Genomic DNA, 16,773 nt, shown 5'->3' on the forward strand with positions numbered 1-16,773 from the left:
CTTACTGGAGATGAAGATCTTGATAACCTGCTTGATTCTTTGAGGGAATCTATTAAGTCAACTACCCCTCCCTGACGGAAGGGGCTTGTTCCGTGAGGGGCATCGCAAGAGTTGATTAGGGGGCTTTGAAAACATGGTGAAAAACATGAAAGAAAGGCAGAAGTTAGATTGGAGAAATACATACACACCTACGGATGCTCCACAAGTCCGTGGCAACTGTGATCATGCATTAAACAGAGAGGAAACTCTCAGTGTGCATGGTTTAAAAACCCCTTCTAACAACCCCGATGTGGACCTACAGTCAGGCATGACTGGACAGGACCTGAGGGTTCCCGTCATAAACATGCGCAACGAACCTTTAATGCCGACAACACCAGGAAAGGCACGAAAATTATTAAAGGGAAAAAAAGCAAAGGTTGCATTCTCAAATCCATTCACTATACAACTTCTATATGCAACCGGAGAGACAAAGCAACCAGTAACATTGGGAATTGATGCGGGATACAAGCACATTGGATTCTCTGCAGTAACAGAAAAGAGAGAGCTGGTATCAGGAGAAGCTGTCATAAGAACTGCCATGCCAAAACTGAACGTGGAGAAATCCATGTATCGCAGAGGCAGGAGAAACAGGCTGTGGTACAGGCAACCACGGTTCATGAACCGGTGGAACAACAGGGGGGGATGGTTTGCACCTAGCATAGATCACAAACTACAGACTCACATAAGACTGATTGAGAAACTTAAAAAAATACTTCCAATATCCGATATTATTATTGAGGTTGCTTCATTCGATCAGCAGAAGATGAAGAACCCTGAGATAAGTGGAATAGAGTACCAGCAGGGAGAACTTCAGGGATATGAGATCAGGGAATACCTCCTTGAGAAGTTCCATAGAAAGTGTGTGTACTGTGGAAAGACAAACATACCGCTGGAAATAGAACATCTCACACTCCGATCAAGGAATGGTCCAGATACCGTAGACAACCTTGCCATCTCATGCCATGACTGTAATCAGAAGAAGAACAACCTCACTGCGGAAGAATTCGGATATCCTGAAGTGAGAAAGAGGGCACTGATACCATTAAAAAATTCAGCTTTCATGAATATTGTACGGTGGAAGCTCGCCCAGCTTACGGAAGCAGCATACACATTCGGGTACATCACAAGGAAGAACCGCATTTCTCTTGGGCTGGATAAGAGCCATGCCAACGATGCATTTGTGATTGCTGGAGGAAACATGCAGGTAAGATCCACTGTTTTCAATGCAACACAGAGACGGAGAAATAACCGTTCCCTTCAAATTAACAAAAAGGGATTCATGCCATCAATAAGAAGGAAAAGATACCCCTTACAACCCGGTGATGTAGTGGAATTCGGGGAGAGCAGATACGGCGCTGTTGGGGTTCATAGTTATGGAAATTATGTAATAATAAGGAATGGAGAAAAGAAGATGGATGTTAACGTAAAGAAGGTAAAGTTGGTAAGATACTGCAAGTCAATACAGTTTGGGGTCCCAATTCCCCCCACGCTAACGCATGGGGTCTCCTTGGGGGGTAGTTAGATGAAAAATCAGACTTTGTTTTTGAGCAAATTGATAATGGTTGAACAGCGGTACCTTGCTCTAAAGGATACGCCGAAATTTCAAAGAACTATAAATTCAGGCAATAAAAAGTCATATTTTACAAGAACTGTATTTATGAGTTATATAGCAAATGCCGTGCTTTTTACAATGATATTTGTTCTTCTTGATTCTGTTTATTTTGCGGCAAAGGAAACAACAATGCTGGCATCGTTCGGGCTTATTGTGTTTTTATATCTATTCATGATGGGCATATACAATTCAATAGTTTTCCTCAACTCTGTATATAACAACAATATTATGTCTCCACTAAAATCAATACCCATTAAGGTAAATGTCAACGTTCCATTTGTATCATGGTTCATTTATAATTCATCTTCATATATTTTTGTTGTTTTTCCATCTGCCATATTCTTTTACCTTCTTACCCATGACTATGAAACTATATTCCTTGCCATAGTCTACGCCTTTCTTATTCTACTGCTCAGTTTTATTATATCATCTCTCCTCTTCATTTATTCGGAAAAAAAGGCAAAAACACACTCATCAATTAAAAACGTAATTAAAATTCTCATGCTTTTCCTTTTTCTTGGCGCATTTTACCTATTGCTTGAAGACCCCTCATACTTTGGATATGTAAGCAGTGCAATAGCAGCGCTCCCCTATTATGTAAGGGTGTTTGCCTTCCCCATAAATCTTGAGTATATTGTGTATCTGAATTATAATCTTCCATTATTTTACAGGATACTGGAAATCCTCCTATCACTGTTGTTCCTGGCCATACTGGTTCTCATATATTTCTCTATCAGGTACAAAATATACAACATTCTCATGACCTCCGAGGAGAATGTATCAAGCGAGAAAATATATTCAAAAATGAGAACCACCAATATGCTTAGGGCATTCCTTAAGAAAGATGCAAAAAGTACATTCCGAAAACCTCAAAACCTATCATATATATTCCTCCCCGTACTCTTTGTTATCCCATTTTTTGTGGGCTTAGGCGTTGGAGATGGTTTTAAATCACCATTTTTTTCCATGCTTTACCTGGTGGAATTTGTATCATCCTTCTATTCAATATTCCTGCTTGTTGTGGAGGGCAAGGGTATAGAAATTCTCAATTCATTGCCAGTGAAAAAGCAATCCATAGCATTTTACAAGAGCATATTTGGGTTGATTATATTTTCAATTATAGCTGTAGCATTCATCATTGTAACTATAGTTATCAGCCATAAGCTTTTAATTATCTATTTTTTTGAACTGGTTGATGCCATAATATTATTCTATGTGATACTCATTGTAAACATAAACCGTCTGCTAAAAAAACTTCCACCCGGAACGTCAAATCTTAACTATTATTCATTTGGCACCTATCCGATGCTGTTCATATTTATTTTATCCTTAGTAATACTGGGGATATCAATTTCTTCAGCACTGGGACTTTCATTTTTGCTGTTCCGCAACATAAATTATTATGTTTATACTGATCTTATTGTAAATATTATACTGATGTTATATTTGTTTACAAAACCAAAAATTTTTAAAAATAACGAAAATGTTATAAATAGTTTATAAATAAACCTGCATCGTGATAATATGGTAGATGTTAAGGAAGTTCCCGCAGATTTATTGTTAAATAAGCTTGCATCAGAATTTAAAGAGAAAAATGTTGAGATACCGGACTGGGTGAATTACCTTAAGGACGGTATCGGAAAGGAGCGCGCATGGATACAGGATGACTGGTATTACACAAGACTGGCTTCTGTTATGAGAAAGGTTTATCTAAATACCAATATTGGGATATCAAGATTAAGCCAGGAATATGGCAGCCGCCAGGACAGAGGCACAAAAAGATACCACCCTGTTCAGGGAAGCAGGTTTATAATAAGAAATATACTGCAGTCACTTGAGGCACTTGGATATTTAAAGAAAGACATAAAAACAGGAAGGTCACTCACACCTGCTGGCCAATCCATACTGGATAAGGCTGCAAAGGAAGTCATGAAAAACCTTGCTGAAAAGGATAAGGTTTTTGAGAAATACCTTTAATAAAAAATCTTATGAATATTGTATTAATGTCTAAGCATGGTGTTGTGAATGGATAACGATGACGAGTTAAATAATATAAGGAAAAGAAAACTCGAGGAAATGCAGAGAAATGCCCAGCAGGGTGAAATGGGTGACGAAAACAGAAAACAGATTGAACAGGAAGAAGCAAGACGGCAGCAGATCCTGAGGCAAATATTATCCACTGAGGCACGTGAACGCCTGAGCACATTAAAACTGGTAAGACCCGACCTTGTGAGCAATGTTGAAAATCAGTTAATACAGTTAGCAGGAATGGGAAGAATCAACAGGGTTATAGGCGACGAAGAATTAAAGGGTATACTTTCGAGATTGATAGGTAGCAAAAGGGAAACAAGAATAGAGAGGAGATAAACATGAGCAAAAACAAGCCGCTTGGCAAAAAAATTAGATTAATGAAACATGTAAATTCGAATAGGAGAGTTCCTGGATGGGTAATGTTGAGGACAGATAGAAAAATGACACAGAATCCAAAAAGGAAGAACTGGAGAAGGTCCAACTTAAAACTATAGGTGTTAAAAATGGTAGAAAATAATGAATTATCAACAGAGGAACTAATAACAGTGTCTCTAAGAGGCGCAAGGGCATCATCTAGGCGCAGGAGGGCTGACACGGCTATAAGTATCATCAAGGATGCTGTTTCAAAATATACAAAATCCGAAAAAAACATGATATGGATCGACAATAAGGTAAATGAATTAATATGGGATAGAGGGAGAGAACATATACCTACAAAGATAAGCCTAAAGATCATTAAACTGGAAGATGGCACAACTGAAATAATTCTCCCGTAATATTATGATTAGAAAATTATCTATTTTTGACAGTGATTTTATAGGAGTATTTGCGAAGGTATTCAACGATTTTGCCTTTGTACCAAGAAATATACCAGATGAAACCAGGTTATCCATAGAGGAAACCTTAAAGGTAAAAACAGCTGGCATAATAGTGGATAATTTCAGCCTCGTTGGAACTATGCTTGTCTTCAATTCCAATGGAATAGTTGTATCTGGGCTTTCCAGCAAGGATGATTTTTCTGGGGTAGATATAGGAGACAGGAGGCTGGTTTTTTTAAAGGAGCGACTCAACGCCATTGGAAATAATATCATAACCAGTGACCGGGCTGCCATAATACATCCCTCATTTACAGAATCATCTGAGAAAGCGATAGCCGATGCCCTGGGCGTTGAAGTAATAAAATCAACCATCGCCGGCGTTAAGACAGTTGGAAGTGTTGCAGTACTTAATAATAAAGGAATGCTTGTGTCCCCTGAAGCCACTGAGGATGAGATAAAAAACCTGGGCGATATCTTCCACTTACCGGTTAAAACCGGAACCGCCAACTATGGAAGTTATTACATAGGAGCATCAATTCTAGTAAACTGCAATGGCATAATGGTCGGGAATGCTACAACATCAATTGAACTTGGTAGAATAGACGATACATTTTCATAACAGTTCTGAGATCTTTGCCACCGATTCCAGCATGATCCCATTTTCTTTCAAAAGTTCATATCCACCGGATTCTCTGTCAACAACACATATGGCATGGTCAACTATCGCACCATTTTCTCTGAGTATCACTGCTGTTTTTAGTAGAGAATTCCCTGTTGTAACAACGTCTTCTATGAGATCTATTTTACTTCCTGGAGTTACATTTCCAATAATGCGCTTTTTTGTTCCATGTTCTCTCTCACTCTTCCTTATTATAATATATGGTTTATTCGTTTTTAATGAAACACCCACTATCAATGGCACTGCACCCAGTTCCATTCCTGCAATGGAGTTATATCTGGTTTTATCTACCAGTTCATCGCAAATTTCGGATAAGATTTCCGGGTCAGTACAGGCTTCTTTTATATCCACATAATAAGTTGATTTCTTTCCTGATGTCAGAGTAAAATCGCCGAATTTTATCATACCGGATTTAATGAATTTTTCACGATCCATGCCTCTTGATTAAAAGTATTTATTTAATTCTATGCCTGGCATATTTATTATATACCCCTGATATATGTGTGATAATGGATAATAAGATTATATTTGCACTTGATGTTTATGATTACAATATTGCAATGGAACTTGCCAAAAAGGTTGGTGATAAGGTTTTTGCAATCAAGGTTAACTGGCCTGCAATTCTGGAAAACGGTATAAAAATAGTGCGAGATTTATCTAAGTATTCCAATATAATATGTGATTTCAAACTTGCAGATATAGACAATACAGTAAGCCTGATCACTGACAAAGTCAGGGAATACGGGGGATATGGAATTATCAGCCACTCCTTTACTGGCCTAAATTCATTGAAGGCTGTGGTCAAAAGTGCCGGGAACATGAAGGTATTTTCCGTAGTGTCAATGTCCCAGGAATCATATCTTGACAATATTACAGAGGAACTGGTACAGATATCAAAGGATGCCGGTGTATACGGCCTTGTTGCACCTGGGAACAGGCCATACTATCTTAAAAAGGTCAAGGAACTGGCAGGTGGATTGAAGATAATATCTCCCGGTGTAGGTGCACAGGGCGGTAATATAGTAGATGCGATGATCCTTGGGTCTGACTATGTAATTATAGGCAGGTCAATATATAATTCTCCAGATCCAGGGGAAGCCCTGAGCAATTTCGCCCGGGATATTAACAATAAATTAAATAAATAGTATTTCATATTAAGCTATGTATATTGGTGTTTTAAATTTTAATGGTACAATAAACAGGGGATCGCTAAACTTATATATGCCCGTATTAAGGCATATAGAGCGGAAAAATAAGGTCAGAGCACTGCTTCTTATAATAAATTCTGGCGGAGGGGATGCGAATTCAACGGAGATACTGTATAACCAGTTAATAAAAATATCAGATAAAAAACCTGTTTATGCGCTTATAGAAGGTGTTGGCGCATCGGGTGCCTACTGGCTTGCATGCTCGGCAGAAAAAATATTTGCGATGCGCACATCGATCGTTGGGTCCATAGGCGTTATAAGCATGTCACCAGATTTTTCAGAGTTCCTGGATGCACTGGGCATAAAAATAAGGATAAACAAAGTGGGGAAATACAAGGATATTAATTCCCCATTCAGGGCAATGACAGATGAAGAAAATAAAATATATTCCGGCATTATGAAAGATGTTTATTCCGCATTTCGGGATGAGGTGAAAAAAAGGAGGAACCTGACAGAAGAAGCCATGGAAAACGTTGCAAATGGACTTGTATTCTCCTCTGAACAGGCAAAGGAAGCAGGGCTGATAGATGGAATAGGGGATCTGGATACGGTATCTGATCTATTTAAATCAAAAATAGGCATCAAAGCCATAAAAAATTTGACTCCAAAGAGACCTTTCATATCAAGAATTATGTCAATGTCCCTGGAAACAATGAATAATTTTATAGAATCTTTTTCGCGATGAAGCAATAAAAACAATCCACAAAGCCCTTGTGAACTGTATAGATGGTATAAAATTGCACCCACTAAGTTCAAGCATGGGGAAGATGATAACTTTCATTGGTGGTATTAAAATGGTTGAGTGAAACCATAACCTGATATCTCCTTTAACTGGTAATAGCCAAAATATATTGTACTGAGATTACAATCACTCATTTCAGGAATGATCTGTATACCCTTTTGATATTGCTGTATATTTTTTCTGTATTGTTATCAAGGAGGTATGAAATTCCGAAAGCGGCACCGAATCCTGTTCCCTCTTTCACGTAACCATCATCATAATATTTTAATCCATCAATTCCAGAAAAATTCATATTTGCATATACTATTTTCGATTTAACTAGTGTTTTCATTAGTTTTTCCTTATCCTTCATTATATAACCTGTTGTAAACACATATCTGTTAACAGGATTATTTATTACGCTATCCAGATAGAAAACCGTTGCCATCTGGGTTCCACCGGCATAAAATAGAGTGGATTTCTTCACAGATTTGCTTATTCCCAGTGCCATAGCCATCATGTAATCTCCGAATTCTGATATATTTTCACTGTAATTCTCTGATCTTGCTTTTCTGAGGAACGCTTTGTTAGCATAAGCCTCTTTTAAGCCGTCTGGCGAGGTTTTCATGGAACTGCTGGTCATTTCCTTTATTCCAATTGAAGAAAGAACTGTATAGGCTGTTGTGGTACCTCCAGGGACACTCTCTCCTATAAAGATAAACTTATATTTATTGTCTATGAGAGCTCCTAGATAACTACCGTATGCCAGTGCGCTTTCATAACCTGGCAGTGCCTTTTCTTTTGATCCATCACGGGCAGCCCCCAGTCCAGTTTTTATAAATGGAATTGCAGGGTCCTGTACAAATCCCGAATCAATAATCATGGTATCTATACCTGAGATTTCATTCGCACCTCTGGTTATTATTGATGGTGTAGGAATACCTTCCTCGGTCATTGGAACAACATCATAGCTTATGCACTTCCCAGCCAAAATTATTTCAGAATCCAGCACAGGTGTTAATTTAGTAAGCTCAGGCGATGCCCCGGCCGCAGATATTCCCGGAATAGTTGAAACATTTGTGGTTCCTCCAAGTAAAATATAAAGTATGTCATTCCTGTCTCTAATTTTATTATAAATACTATTTCCCTCTACTATTTCCATGAAATATGATTGCCGTGACATTATAATACTTGTGCTGAAATCATTTTTAGATTTACAAAAACATATTTCACTGGATTTTATAGTACAATAAATAAATGAAGGACAAATAAAACCACCATAACTGGAATAACAAAAATAAAAATAGATAAAAGGGAAGAGGCATAGTATATTTTCAGTGCATCCTTTATATTTCTAACATCTGGATAATTTGCTTCAGAATTAATTATGTATTCCCCGGATTTCTCAAGTTTAATTCCCAGTATTTCTGCCATGGCACCCATACTATAGCCAGCATTTAAGCTATCAGTAGTATTAGCTATTCTTGTTTTTATATATTTAATCCCAAGAATGAACGCGCTAATCCTGAAAATTACCGGGGCCATCCTGGAACTCACAAAGTTTGTAATCGAATCCCCTATTGCAGTACATCTTCCGAATTCATAGTGTGTATTATCTCTATATGCCACATTGGAATCCATGGTATTAACCACCTTTGCTACCATTGCACCAGCCAGGCCAAAAAACGCATAAAAAAATAGGGGAGTAAGGTACCCGTCCACGAATCCCTCTGCTATTGTTTCTATGGCTGCAGAGGCTATATGGTGTGAATCCATTTTATCCGTACTTCTACGAACAACCATTGATGTATACTTTTTAGCCGAATCCATGTCATTATTTTCCATGGCACCTATAATTCTATTTATGTGCGTGCCCATTCCCCTGATGGAGAAAGTACTTTTCAGGAAATAGGCATAGATTAATATGAAAAGTATGAGTAATATTGTGCTTCCTGATATATATAATATGTAAAGCACAGCAAGCACTGGAACGGTATTTATAATTAGATTGAAATAAGGAGCAGGCATCCCCTTGCTATTTTATTTTCTTTTCCCATAAACCGCGGTTTAAGTTTTGATATGGTAATTCCCATGAAAACTACAGGATGGATAATATCAGGGGGCTCTCCCATGAGAACGTCAAAAACAATAGCCAATAATAAAATAATTATGGCCAATGCAAGCAGGCTAATCATGTTATCAGGCTTTCTATAAGTTTCATGTCAATATTGTCTGTGAACAGTTTTGAAGTTATACCTACATTTTTGATCAGTTCCTGTCTGTAATCACTCAGTTCCCTGTGGAGCAAATTACCTAAAAATTCTCTGTTCTCGAATATTCCATGTATATTTGTACCAAATATATTTCCCCGTGCCGACCCTTCCGGTTCCACATCAATATAGGCAAATGGGAGTTCCATGTTTTTTACTGTTTTTCCATAATGTATCTCGTATCCTTCCCCGGAAATTTTCCCTGAAAAAATCTTTTCATTTAATACATAATTTACACTTCCTGTAATTTTTTTATCCAAAAATTCAGTTTCCATATCCAGTATCCCCAGGCATCTTGTTTCTCCTTCCCTGGATTCTACATTGTTTCTGTCCACTATCCTCCTGCCAAGCATTTGATATCCCCCACAGATGCCTACTATAGTTTTGCTTTCCTGAAGTGCTATCAATTTACTTGCGATTCCATATTTCTCCATATAATGCAGGTCTTCTGCAACAAGTTTCGATCCAGGCATTATTATAATATCACATCGGTCAAGTGCATCAACATTGTCTTTGTCCACAAATGTAAACCCGATATTTAGCAGGTAGAAGGGGTCAAAATCACTGTAATTTTCCATATGTGGGTATTTTATTATGCAGATTCTATCATTCTGTATGGATGAGATATTATAGTTCAATGAATCTTCTCCAGGAAGGGAAATCTCTGAATATGGTATTATACCTATTACTTTTTTGCCCGTTAATTCTTCCAGTTTTGATATGCCACTGGACAGCATTTCCCAATTGCCCCTCATTCTGTTTATCACCATATATTTTACCAGGTCACTGTTGGTCATCAATTTTACCGTACCGTAAAGTGAGGCAAAAACTCCACCCTTATCAATATCCGAAATTAAAATTGCAGGAGTTCTATATATACTTGAAACATATGAATTTGCAAAATCCCTGCCTTCCATATTGATTTCTGCAGCAGAACCAGCACCCTCAGCTATTATAATTTCATATTCGGTTGAAAGTTTCTCAAGGGCCTCCTTTATTATAACCTCAGCATTATTTTTAAGATATTCGTAATATTCCTCTACCTTCATGGAACCTATGGATTTTCCCTTGACTATAATTTGGGATTTCCCCATCCCCTCAGGTTTTATCAGGAACGGATTCATGAATTTTGATGGCTCTGTGCCCGCTGCCATGGCCTGGAGCCATTGGGCTCTTGAGATTTCAGAAGAGTCCTTTAATGATATGGAATTTAAAGACATATTTACTGCCTTGAACGGTGCAACTTTGTATCCCTTTTCAGCAAAATAATAGCATAAAGACATGGCCAGTGTGCTTTTTCCAGAATCTGATGCAGTTCCAAGAACCTGAATCATTCTAATCATGTGTATCACCATAATAGTATAAGGCATTAATCAAAATTCTGTTTTTTATTCTTCTTTTCACATTAACTCTTATATAATTGCTGCCAAATTCACTATAATCATCCAAAATTCTCACCATTATATTTCTGCCTGCCAGATATGCCTTAAGTTTGTATCCGTCAATATTTTTTGGCAGTTTAAATGTTATATAATTTGCCTGTGGATTGCCTATAATATTAAAGCCTTTATTTGCAAGCGATTTTATAAGATATTTTCTTTCAACCTCAGTTTTTTTTGCAATATGGCTTAGATCTTCCACGTGGCTGGAAATATATAAAAGTGCCGCTTCATTTATCCTCCACGGCTCAAGGTTATTTTCAATAATGGATATTCTGTCAGGATTAGACACTATATAGGCAAGCCGAAGTCCTGGAATAGACAACACCTTTGTCATAGACCTTCCTATTATTATATTATGGTATTTTTCAATCAAATCCCGCTCATTTATTTTCCTGTCATTAACGAACCATATGAAAGATTCGTCTATAAATACCGTTGAATTTTTTTCCATTGAAATCTCCAATATTGATAAAAGGCTATTACTGTTCATAATTTGTCCTGTGGGACTATCTGGATAAACCAGGAACAAGGTTTCGTAATCGTAATTTTTTAAAATCTCCGGGTTCCTGTTTAATATATTAAAGGGGATCAGTATTCTTTTGCCATTTGTTTTAGATTTCATATATTCTGTAAATGCAGGAGAAACTATAATCACATTACCCTTAATGGAACCCATAAAGGAATGTATAAATGGTGTGAGTCCTGGAACTATGGCAATATTATCAGAGTTAAACTCATCACATGCAAGGATCTTTTTATATTTGGATAAATCATTCTCTGGATAATTTTCTATATATTCCTTTTTCAGCATCAGATTTTTTACACGGATAAAATCATTCATATTCGCCGAAAAGTCAAGTACTTCCGATATGGTTGTATTGTTATTTATGGCAAAGTCGTATATATCGCCACCATGCATTTTTGTTTATGATAATTTATTATATAATTTTATATCAAATCAAAAGCAATAGAATTATAAAATTGTTGTAATTGTTGCTTAACAGTAATACTTATATAGTCTTTTTAAATACAATTTTCAACCAGAGATGTGCGAATCAGAATTTTATTAATTCTGTCGCAATATCTGAAATAAGATATCGAAGTGTTAGCATGACGGACCTTTTGGAAGATTTTGAGACAAAAAAAGAGGCAATCAGAGATGAAGTAGAACTCCACATTAAAAAGCGAGACGAAGCCAATGCGGAAGCGCAGAAATATGCAAAGATTCGTGACGAGTTGAATCAGAAGACCCACGAAATGCGTGAACACGCTAAGGAAAAGATCGCTGAAAAGAATGATTTGATTGAAAAAATTAAAACGTTAAGGGATGAAAAAGAAGTTCATTACAAAAACCTTTCTGAATTGAAAAAGCAACTGCGTGAATATAAATCAACCCTTGGAACCGGGATAGACATTAAGGATATCAAGGCTAAGGAAAAAGAATTGCAGTATCTTGAGAAAAGGCAGCAGACAACTGAACTCAAAAAGGATGAGGAAAATAAACTTATTGTTGATATAAGAAGATTGAATAATGAAATAAAAAAATCAAAAACACTTAGGGAAGAAGAACTTCTTAAAAATGATGATATAAAACAGCTTACTGACAAGATTAATGAAGAAAGAACCAAAGGTGAAGAATATAAAAAAGAGATAGAAGAATTATCCAATAAAATCTCACAGCTTAGTGATGAGATCAATGATGAACTCCAAAAACTTGATGAAGTCCGTAAAGAGGCAGATGAAAATCATGAAACCTTTATTAAGTATAGCCAGGAATCAGAAGCCGAGCATGCAGCTTTCATAAAAGCCAAGGGTGAACTCAAGGATATGGAAAAGGCCATATACTCAATCAGGAACAAAACAAAAGTTACAAAGAAAAAGGAAAGAGAATCAGAGCTCCAGGAGAAGGCTTCAGAACTTTATGAGAAATTCAAGTCTGGTGAACAACTCACCACAGAAGACCTTCTGATTTTGCAGAAGGCTGGTTTCCTTTAATCTTATATGAATACCCGTCATGCAGGAATATTTTTAATTTTATCAGGATTCGTAATTTTGATTGTTCTTGCAATTGAAGGATTTATTGAGGCAGGTTTATTCCTGTTTTTTCCATTTGTCATAAGCAGTAGCCCGCTGGCCATAATTCCATTCATGCTGATTTTCTCTGGCATAATACTATTATTCATATCATTTCCGTCAGAGTTGAATAAAAAGTATGATAATCCGGACGAAATGTATCACGAATACCATAGAGAATACGAACAGGAAGACGGTAAGAAGGAATCACACGTTGGAGGCTTTCTCATGATTGGCCCTATTCCTATTATATTTGGGAACGATCGTAGGTTGATTTATATATCAATTGCCATTGCAATTTCAATTATAGCAATATATCTGGTAATTACATTTCATCTTCTATAACCTTTGATGCCAGGGAAACGTTGTATATTCTTGATTTCCCACGTAAATCCATATCCGGTGCTATTATACTCTCCACAATTTCCGAATCCTCACCTATTACGCAGTTTCTCATAATTACTGAATTTTTAATTTTGGTATTTGACCTCACAGTCACGTTGCTCATCAACAGTGAATTGGTTATTTCCACATTATTTTCAAGCACTGCATTATCATACACTGCAGAATTTTTAATTTGAACACCATCTCCGGCTTTTATGTTTTTTCCTATATAGCATTTTTCCACTCTGGCATTATGAATTCCTGCCATGTCCAGTATTATATTCTTTCCCCCAATAAAATCCTCATCATTGGATTTGCCGTATTTTTCCACCATAATCTGATTTGCCGTTATCAGGTCATTGGGCATGCCAGTATCAAGCCACACACCCTTGCCCATATAGCCATAAATGTCTATATTGTTTTTCATAAGTTCAGGGAAAAGGTCATTGGCGAAGTCATATGGTATTGTTTTGATATAATCCAGAACTTCAGGCTCTAGAACGTATATTCCTGTACTTGCTATACGGGAAAATGTCTGGTCCTTCTCCGGTTTTTCCAGAAATCGTACAATTCTATCGTTCTCCATTTCCACTATCCCGAATTGCCTGGGATCCTCCACCTCAGTCAGTACAATTGTTATCATGGCCTTATTTTTTTTATGGAAATCCAGGATCTCAGAAATATCAAAGTCCGATAGTATATCACCACTTCCCACAATGAAGGTATCATCTATGAAATTTGATACCATTTTCACACTTCCAGCAGTGCCAGCAGGTTCCTTTTCCACAGAGAATAGTATAGCCTGGTCATTATGCCTGTTCTCTATTATGCTGGTTATAAGTGAGCTGAACTTATAACCTGTGGTCACTATAACATCTTTTATGCCGGCACTGTAATAAGAGTCCAGCAAATACAGCATGCACGGTTTGCCAGCTATGGGAACCACTGGTTTCGGAATAGAATATGTTATGGGCCTGAGTCTAGTTCCCTTACCTCCGGCCATAACGACAGCCTTTACAGTCATAGAATTAGATAATACCGTTCTTTATATTGTTTTGTATTTATAAGGCATTGTAACCTAGAAAAACTTAATTATTTCATTCTTGATAACCCTGCTATGAATTCCAGCATGCCAGACCCCGAAACTTACCCAAAAAAACCACGATCCACAAGGAAAAAATGGTATGCTGTTATAATAGTTCTAATTCTGCTTTTATCTTCACTTTCCCTTCTCTCAATCCTCCACCCGGAAAAACCAGCACCGGATATTTCTGTGGATACTGCCCCGAACTATATTCAGGCCGGGAGCAATTACACTATTTTATTAAAGGCGAATGAACCATATAAGACACTGACAATTTTCTGGGGGGACAACAATAAAACAACCCTAAATTATACGCAGGATATGGTTGCAATATCACATACATACATTAGCCCTGGTGTTTACTATATACATTATATGGCAAATTTCAGCTCTGGGACCCGGCAATTCAATACATATATCCCAGTTTACGTTGAAAGTTCCAGTGCCGGCAACAGGACTGCAAACGGGATGCTGGCTATTCTGAGTACAACAAAACAGCCAGTGATACCCAACTCCAACATACTGCAGGGGAATACAACTGCCGATATAAGTATCGGAAACTCCAGTTCTCCTGCAAATTCAACATTTAGGATATTAAACCAGACACTTTATATTTATAAAAATGGGAGCCTGGATAGCATATATTCATCTAATAATACTGACAAACTGACTGTTTATGGGGGATATTATACACTCAAACTCTCAACTATCACAGGTAATGGTACAGGGAAAAATTACACAACATATTATTACATGGACATACCTGTAAATCCCAGTGGAAAAATTTATATTAATACCATAAGTGATTCCATAGTTTTAGATAGCCTTACACCCTATGCCAATCTTAATCCCCAGGAAGCTTATACCGGATCGGATCTGGAAATACTTTACAACATTGAACAGTTTCTGGTTGGAAGAAGCAGTTCCGGGTATTATCCGGAAATAGCATCATCACTTCCATCTCACGGAAATGGAATAAATGGCAACAGTTATACTTTTCACATAAATAACAGAATTAAATTCCAGAATGGGAATCCAGTGACCGCATATGATGTTTATTATTCACTTGTAATGGATCTTATGCTGGAAAATAAGGAACCACAGACTCCCGGATGGGTTCTGGCCCAGTATCTCCTTCCTGGGAATTACCATGATACAAATAATTATTCAAATATAATGAATGCCATAACCTATAACAATACAACACAAACCGTCACGCTGAATTTTAGCCAGAATCTTCAACCTGGCACAGTTTTTAACATTCTCTCTTCTCCCGGGGCATTTATATCATCAGCATCGTATTTAACACTGCATGGAGAAAATATAACATGGTCATCCTCCGGTTTTAAATATTTTGAGCAGAGCAATAATACATACACTATGCCCACTGCCATTTCTAATGGTCCATATGAGATAGCTTCCTATACCCCAGGAAGATATATAACATTAATCAGGAATCCATATTTTGTTGGCACTGCAAACAACAGCGTTCCTACAATAAATTCAGTTACCATATCATACAAGGGCCAGATATCATCCATATATCAGGACTTGAGGCTCAACACATCCCAACTTGCTGTTTTTCCTGATACGTATCCGTATACCTCATATCTTAAAACTGTTATGCCATATAATTATTCATATAATCTTTCAGTCATTTATTATTTTAATTCCAACGTGAATATTACCCTTCTCGGGAAATATGTGGACTATATAAATTTCCCACCAGATATTTTCTCAAATATAACTGTCAGGGAGGCATTCTGGGAGGCATATCCCGGGCATAATCTGACTCTCGCCAAGCAGTTATGGCATTCATTTATTAATAATTCCACTGATCAAAAGAAATTTAACCTTACTGGTTCTGCAAAATATCATGGCAAGTCCCTTGTGATACCAATATTTACAGAACCACTGGTTGGCGGTTCAAATCTGTCTATTTTCGACCACAACCTTACTGCTATGATAGGCAATAGCTCCAGTTTCCCTATTGTAAGTGAGCCCATGTCTTTCATAAATGAATATGAAAATTCGGGCATGAACCCTATGCCCTTATACGAAAAGCCAATCCTAGCAAGTATGAATTCATCCATCTATTACAATTATCTTGGGAACACTATGAATTACACTCATGCATACAATAATGGATTCAGTTATTACCAGTTTAATATCAGTAATAAGAACCAGTCCATAATAATGGCACATCTGAATGCAAATATATCCAAACTTTCTATGATGTACAATAAAACCAATATTCTGGAAACAAAATCACTTCTGGATAGCATGTATATGTATATCAATGCATCCAGGACCATAGGCATGAAACTTTATATGCAAAATTATATAACCTCCGATAATAATGCCATCAGCTCCCGGGGAATTATTTTTTTCAATCGTCTCTCACTGTAATAC

General features: G+C 37.1%; 19 protein-coding genes. 12 read left to right on the forward strand and 7 right to left on the reverse strand.

Annotation, left to right across the window (positions count from 1 at the left end; genetic code table 11):
- The first annotated feature begins 145 nt into the window (after window positions 1-145).
- From iscB to AMDU4_RS07660, 7 genes are read left to right on the forward strand one after another with little or no spacing between them, the layout of a single operon-like run.
- On the forward strand, window positions 146-1,561 hold the full coding sequence (iscB, locus tag AMDU4_RS07630) for an RNA-guided endonuclease IscB (RefSeq protein WP_290704596.1): 1,416 nt from the start codon (window positions 146-148) through the stop codon (window positions 1,559-1,561).
- On the forward strand, window positions 1,562-3,154 hold the full coding sequence (locus AMDU4_RS07635; RefSeq protein WP_290704599.1) for a hypothetical protein: 1,593 nt from the start codon (window positions 1,562-1,564) through the stop codon (window positions 3,152-3,154).
- A 21-nt stretch (window positions 3,155-3,175) separates the two neighbouring features.
- Window positions 3,176-3,628 (forward strand): 30S ribosomal protein S19e, encoded by a 453-nt coding sequence (locus AMDU4_RS07640; RefSeq protein WP_021787408.1) that lies wholly within the window; start codon window positions 3,176-3,178, stop codon window positions 3,626-3,628.
- Window positions 3,629-3,676: 48 nt separating this feature from the next.
- Entirely contained in the window at window positions 3,677-4,018 is a 342-nt protein-coding gene (locus AMDU4_RS07645; protein WP_021787409.1) for a DNA-binding protein, read from the forward strand.
- Window positions 4,019-4,020: 2 nt separating this feature from the next.
- Window positions 4,021-4,176: a 50S ribosomal protein L39e gene (locus AMDU4_RS07650; RefSeq protein ID WP_021787410.1), complete on the forward strand. Its 156-nt coding sequence runs from the start codon at window positions 4,021-4,023 to the stop codon at window positions 4,174-4,176.
- A 9-nt stretch (window positions 4,177-4,185) separates the two neighbouring features.
- Window positions 4,186-4,458: a 50S ribosomal protein L31e gene (locus tag AMDU4_RS07655; RefSeq protein ID WP_021787411.1), complete on the forward strand. Its 273-nt coding sequence runs from the start codon at window positions 4,186-4,188 to the stop codon at window positions 4,456-4,458.
- A 4-nt stretch (window positions 4,459-4,462) separates the two neighbouring features.
- On the forward strand, window positions 4,463-5,119 hold the full coding sequence (locus tag AMDU4_RS07660; RefSeq protein ID WP_021787412.1) for a translation initiation factor IF-6: 657 nt from the start codon (window positions 4,463-4,465) through the stop codon (window positions 5,117-5,119).
- On the opposite strand, the gene pyrE is transcribed toward AMDU4_RS07660, so the two are convergent.
- Complete coding sequence (pyrE, locus tag AMDU4_RS07665; RefSeq protein WP_021787413.1) at window positions 5,114-5,614, reverse strand: orotate phosphoribosyltransferase; 501 nt, start codon at window positions 5,612-5,614, stop codon at window positions 5,114-5,116. The genes AMDU4_RS07660 and pyrE overlap by 6 nt on opposite strands.
- A 74-nt stretch (window positions 5,615-5,688) precedes the next feature.
- Between pyrE and pyrF the strand changes: the two genes are divergently transcribed.
- Window positions 5,689-6,324: an orotidine-5'-phosphate decarboxylase gene (gene pyrF / locus AMDU4_RS07670; RefSeq protein ID WP_021787414.1), complete on the forward strand. Its 636-nt coding sequence runs from the start codon at window positions 5,689-5,691 to the stop codon at window positions 6,322-6,324.
- A 16-nt stretch (window positions 6,325-6,340) separates the two neighbouring features.
- Window positions 6,341-7,072, forward strand: coding sequence for a signal peptide peptidase SppA (gene sppA / locus AMDU4_RS07675; RefSeq protein WP_021787415.1), 732 nt, complete (start codon window positions 6,341-6,343; stop codon window positions 7,070-7,072).
- 187 nt (window positions 7,073-7,259) lie between these two features.
- On the opposite strand, the gene AMDU4_RS07680 is transcribed toward sppA, so the two are convergent.
- From AMDU4_RS07680 to AMDU4_RS07700, 5 genes are all read right to left on the reverse strand, one after another.
- Window positions 7,260-8,270 carry a nicotinate-nucleotide--dimethylbenzimidazole phosphoribosyltransferase gene (locus AMDU4_RS07680; protein WP_290704602.1) on the reverse strand — a complete coding sequence of 337 codons (1,011 nt, stop codon included), beginning with the start codon at window positions 8,268-8,270 and terminating at the stop codon, window positions 7,260-7,262.
- Between the two features lie 77 nt (window positions 8,271-8,347).
- Window positions 8,348-9,136: a cobalamin biosynthesis protein gene (locus tag AMDU4_RS07685; protein WP_021787417.1), complete on the reverse strand. Its 789-nt coding sequence runs from the start codon at window positions 9,134-9,136 to the stop codon at window positions 8,348-8,350.
- On the reverse strand, window positions 9,112-9,303 hold the full coding sequence (locus tag AMDU4_RS07690; RefSeq protein WP_021787418.1) for a cobalamin biosynthesis protein: 192 nt from the start codon (window positions 9,301-9,303) through the stop codon (window positions 9,112-9,114). Before AMDU4_RS07690 ends, AMDU4_RS07685 begins: the two co-directional genes overlap by 25 nt.
- Entirely contained in the window at window positions 9,300-10,721 is a 1,422-nt protein-coding gene (locus AMDU4_RS07695) for a cobyric acid synthase (protein ID WP_290704605.1), read from the reverse strand. Before AMDU4_RS07695 ends, AMDU4_RS07690 begins: the two co-directional genes overlap by 4 nt.
- Window positions 10,714-11,739, reverse strand: a complete 1,026-nt coding sequence (locus tag AMDU4_RS07700) for an aminotransferase class I/II-fold pyridoxal phosphate-dependent enzyme (RefSeq protein ID WP_021787420.1) — start codon at window positions 11,737-11,739, stop codon at window positions 10,714-10,716. Before AMDU4_RS07700 ends, AMDU4_RS07695 begins: the two co-directional genes overlap by 8 nt.
- Window positions 11,740-11,930: 191 nt before the next feature.
- Here AMDU4_RS07700 and AMDU4_RS07705 point away from each other — a divergent pair, with 191 nt between their 5' ends.
- Both AMDU4_RS07705 and AMDU4_RS07710 read left to right on the forward strand, forming a co-directional pair.
- The gene (locus AMDU4_RS07705; RefSeq protein WP_021787421.1) at window positions 11,931-12,815 is read left to right on the forward strand and encodes a coiled-coil protein; all 885 of its coding nucleotides are present in this window, start codon (window positions 11,931-11,933) and stop codon (window positions 12,813-12,815) included.
- A gap of 57 nt (window positions 12,816-12,872) precedes the next feature.
- Window positions 12,873-13,238 (forward strand): DUF131 domain-containing protein, encoded by a 366-nt coding sequence (locus AMDU4_RS07710; RefSeq protein WP_290704608.1) that lies wholly within the window; start codon window positions 12,873-12,875, stop codon window positions 13,236-13,238.
- Here AMDU4_RS07710 and AMDU4_RS07715 read toward each other — a convergent pair.
- Complete coding sequence (locus AMDU4_RS07715; protein WP_021787423.1) at window positions 13,219-14,301, reverse strand: sugar phosphate nucleotidyltransferase; 1,083 nt, start codon at window positions 14,299-14,301, stop codon at window positions 13,219-13,221. The two genes, AMDU4_RS07710 and AMDU4_RS07715, sit on opposite strands and share 20 nt — an antisense overlap.
- Before the next feature lie 93 nt (window positions 14,302-14,394).
- On the opposite strand from AMDU4_RS07715, the gene AMDU4_RS07720 reads away from it, so the two are divergent.
- The gene (locus tag AMDU4_RS07720; protein ID WP_021787424.1) at window positions 14,395-16,770 is read left to right on the forward strand and encodes an ABC transporter substrate-binding protein; all 2,376 of its coding nucleotides are present in this window, start codon (window positions 14,395-14,397) and stop codon (window positions 16,768-16,770) included.
- Window positions 16,771-16,773: the final 3 nt, after the last annotated feature.

It is taken from the genome of Ferroplasma sp. Type II (assembly GCF_000496155.1).

What these genes read in the sequence shown, in the direction of transcription:
- AMDU4_RS07695 (WP_290704605.1), bottom strand. Translation starts at nt 10,721, where the DNA reads ATGATTAGAATGATTCAGGTTCTTGGAACTGCATCAGATTCTGGAAAA.
- AMDU4_RS07635 (WP_290704599.1), top strand. Translation starts at nt 1,562, where the DNA reads ATGAAAAATCAGACTTTGTTTTTGAGCAAATTGATAATGGTTGAACAG.
- AMDU4_RS07720 (WP_021787424.1), top strand. Translation starts at nt 14,395, where the DNA reads ATGAATTCCAGCATGCCAGACCCCGAAACTTACCCAAAAAAACCACGA.
- AMDU4_RS07660 (WP_021787412.1), top strand. Translation starts at nt 4,463, where the DNA reads ATGATTAGAAAATTATCTATTTTTGACAGTGATTTTATAGGAGTATTT.
- AMDU4_RS07690 (WP_021787418.1), bottom strand. Translation starts at nt 9,303, where the DNA reads ATGATTAGCCTGCTTGCATTGGCCATAATTATTTTATTATTGGCTATT.
- AMDU4_RS07645 (WP_021787409.1), top strand. Translation starts at nt 3,677, where the DNA reads ATGGATAACGATGACGAGTTAAATAATATAAGGAAAAGAAAACTCGAG.
- AMDU4_RS07700 (WP_021787420.1), bottom strand. Translation starts at nt 11,739, where the DNA reads ATGCATGGTGGCGATATATACGACTTTGCCATAAATAACAATACAACC.
- AMDU4_RS07715 (WP_021787423.1), bottom strand. Translation starts at nt 14,301, where the DNA reads ATGACTGTAAAGGCTGTCGTTATGGCCGGAGGTAAGGGAACTAGACTC.
- AMDU4_RS07650 (WP_021787410.1), top strand. Translation starts at nt 4,021, where the DNA reads ATGAGCAAAAACAAGCCGCTTGGCAAAAAAATTAGATTAATGAAACAT.
- AMDU4_RS07640 (WP_021787408.1), top strand. Translation starts at nt 3,176, where the DNA reads ATGGTAGATGTTAAGGAAGTTCCCGCAGATTTATTGTTAAATAAGCTT.
- iscB (WP_290704596.1), top strand. Translation starts at nt 146, where the DNA reads ATGAAAGAAAGGCAGAAGTTAGATTGGAGAAATACATACACACCTACG.
- AMDU4_RS07685 (WP_021787417.1), bottom strand. Translation starts at nt 9,136, where the DNA reads ATGCCTGCTCCTTATTTCAATCTAATTATAAATACCGTTCCAGTGCTT.
- AMDU4_RS07655 (WP_021787411.1), top strand. Translation starts at nt 4,186, where the DNA reads ATGGTAGAAAATAATGAATTATCAACAGAGGAACTAATAACAGTGTCT.
- sppA (WP_021787415.1), top strand. Translation starts at nt 6,341, where the DNA reads ATGTATATTGGTGTTTTAAATTTTAATGGTACAATAAACAGGGGATCG.
- pyrE (WP_021787413.1), bottom strand. Translation starts at nt 5,614, where the DNA reads ATGGATCGTGAAAAATTCATTAAATCCGGTATGATAAAATTCGGCGAT.
- AMDU4_RS07680 (WP_290704602.1), bottom strand. Translation starts at nt 8,270, where the DNA reads ATGGAAATAGTAGAGGGAAATAGTATTTATAATAAAATTAGAGACAGG.
- pyrF (WP_021787414.1), top strand. Translation starts at nt 5,689, where the DNA reads ATGGATAATAAGATTATATTTGCACTTGATGTTTATGATTACAATATT.
- AMDU4_RS07705 (WP_021787421.1), top strand. Translation starts at nt 11,931, where the DNA reads ATGACGGACCTTTTGGAAGATTTTGAGACAAAAAAAGAGGCAATCAGA.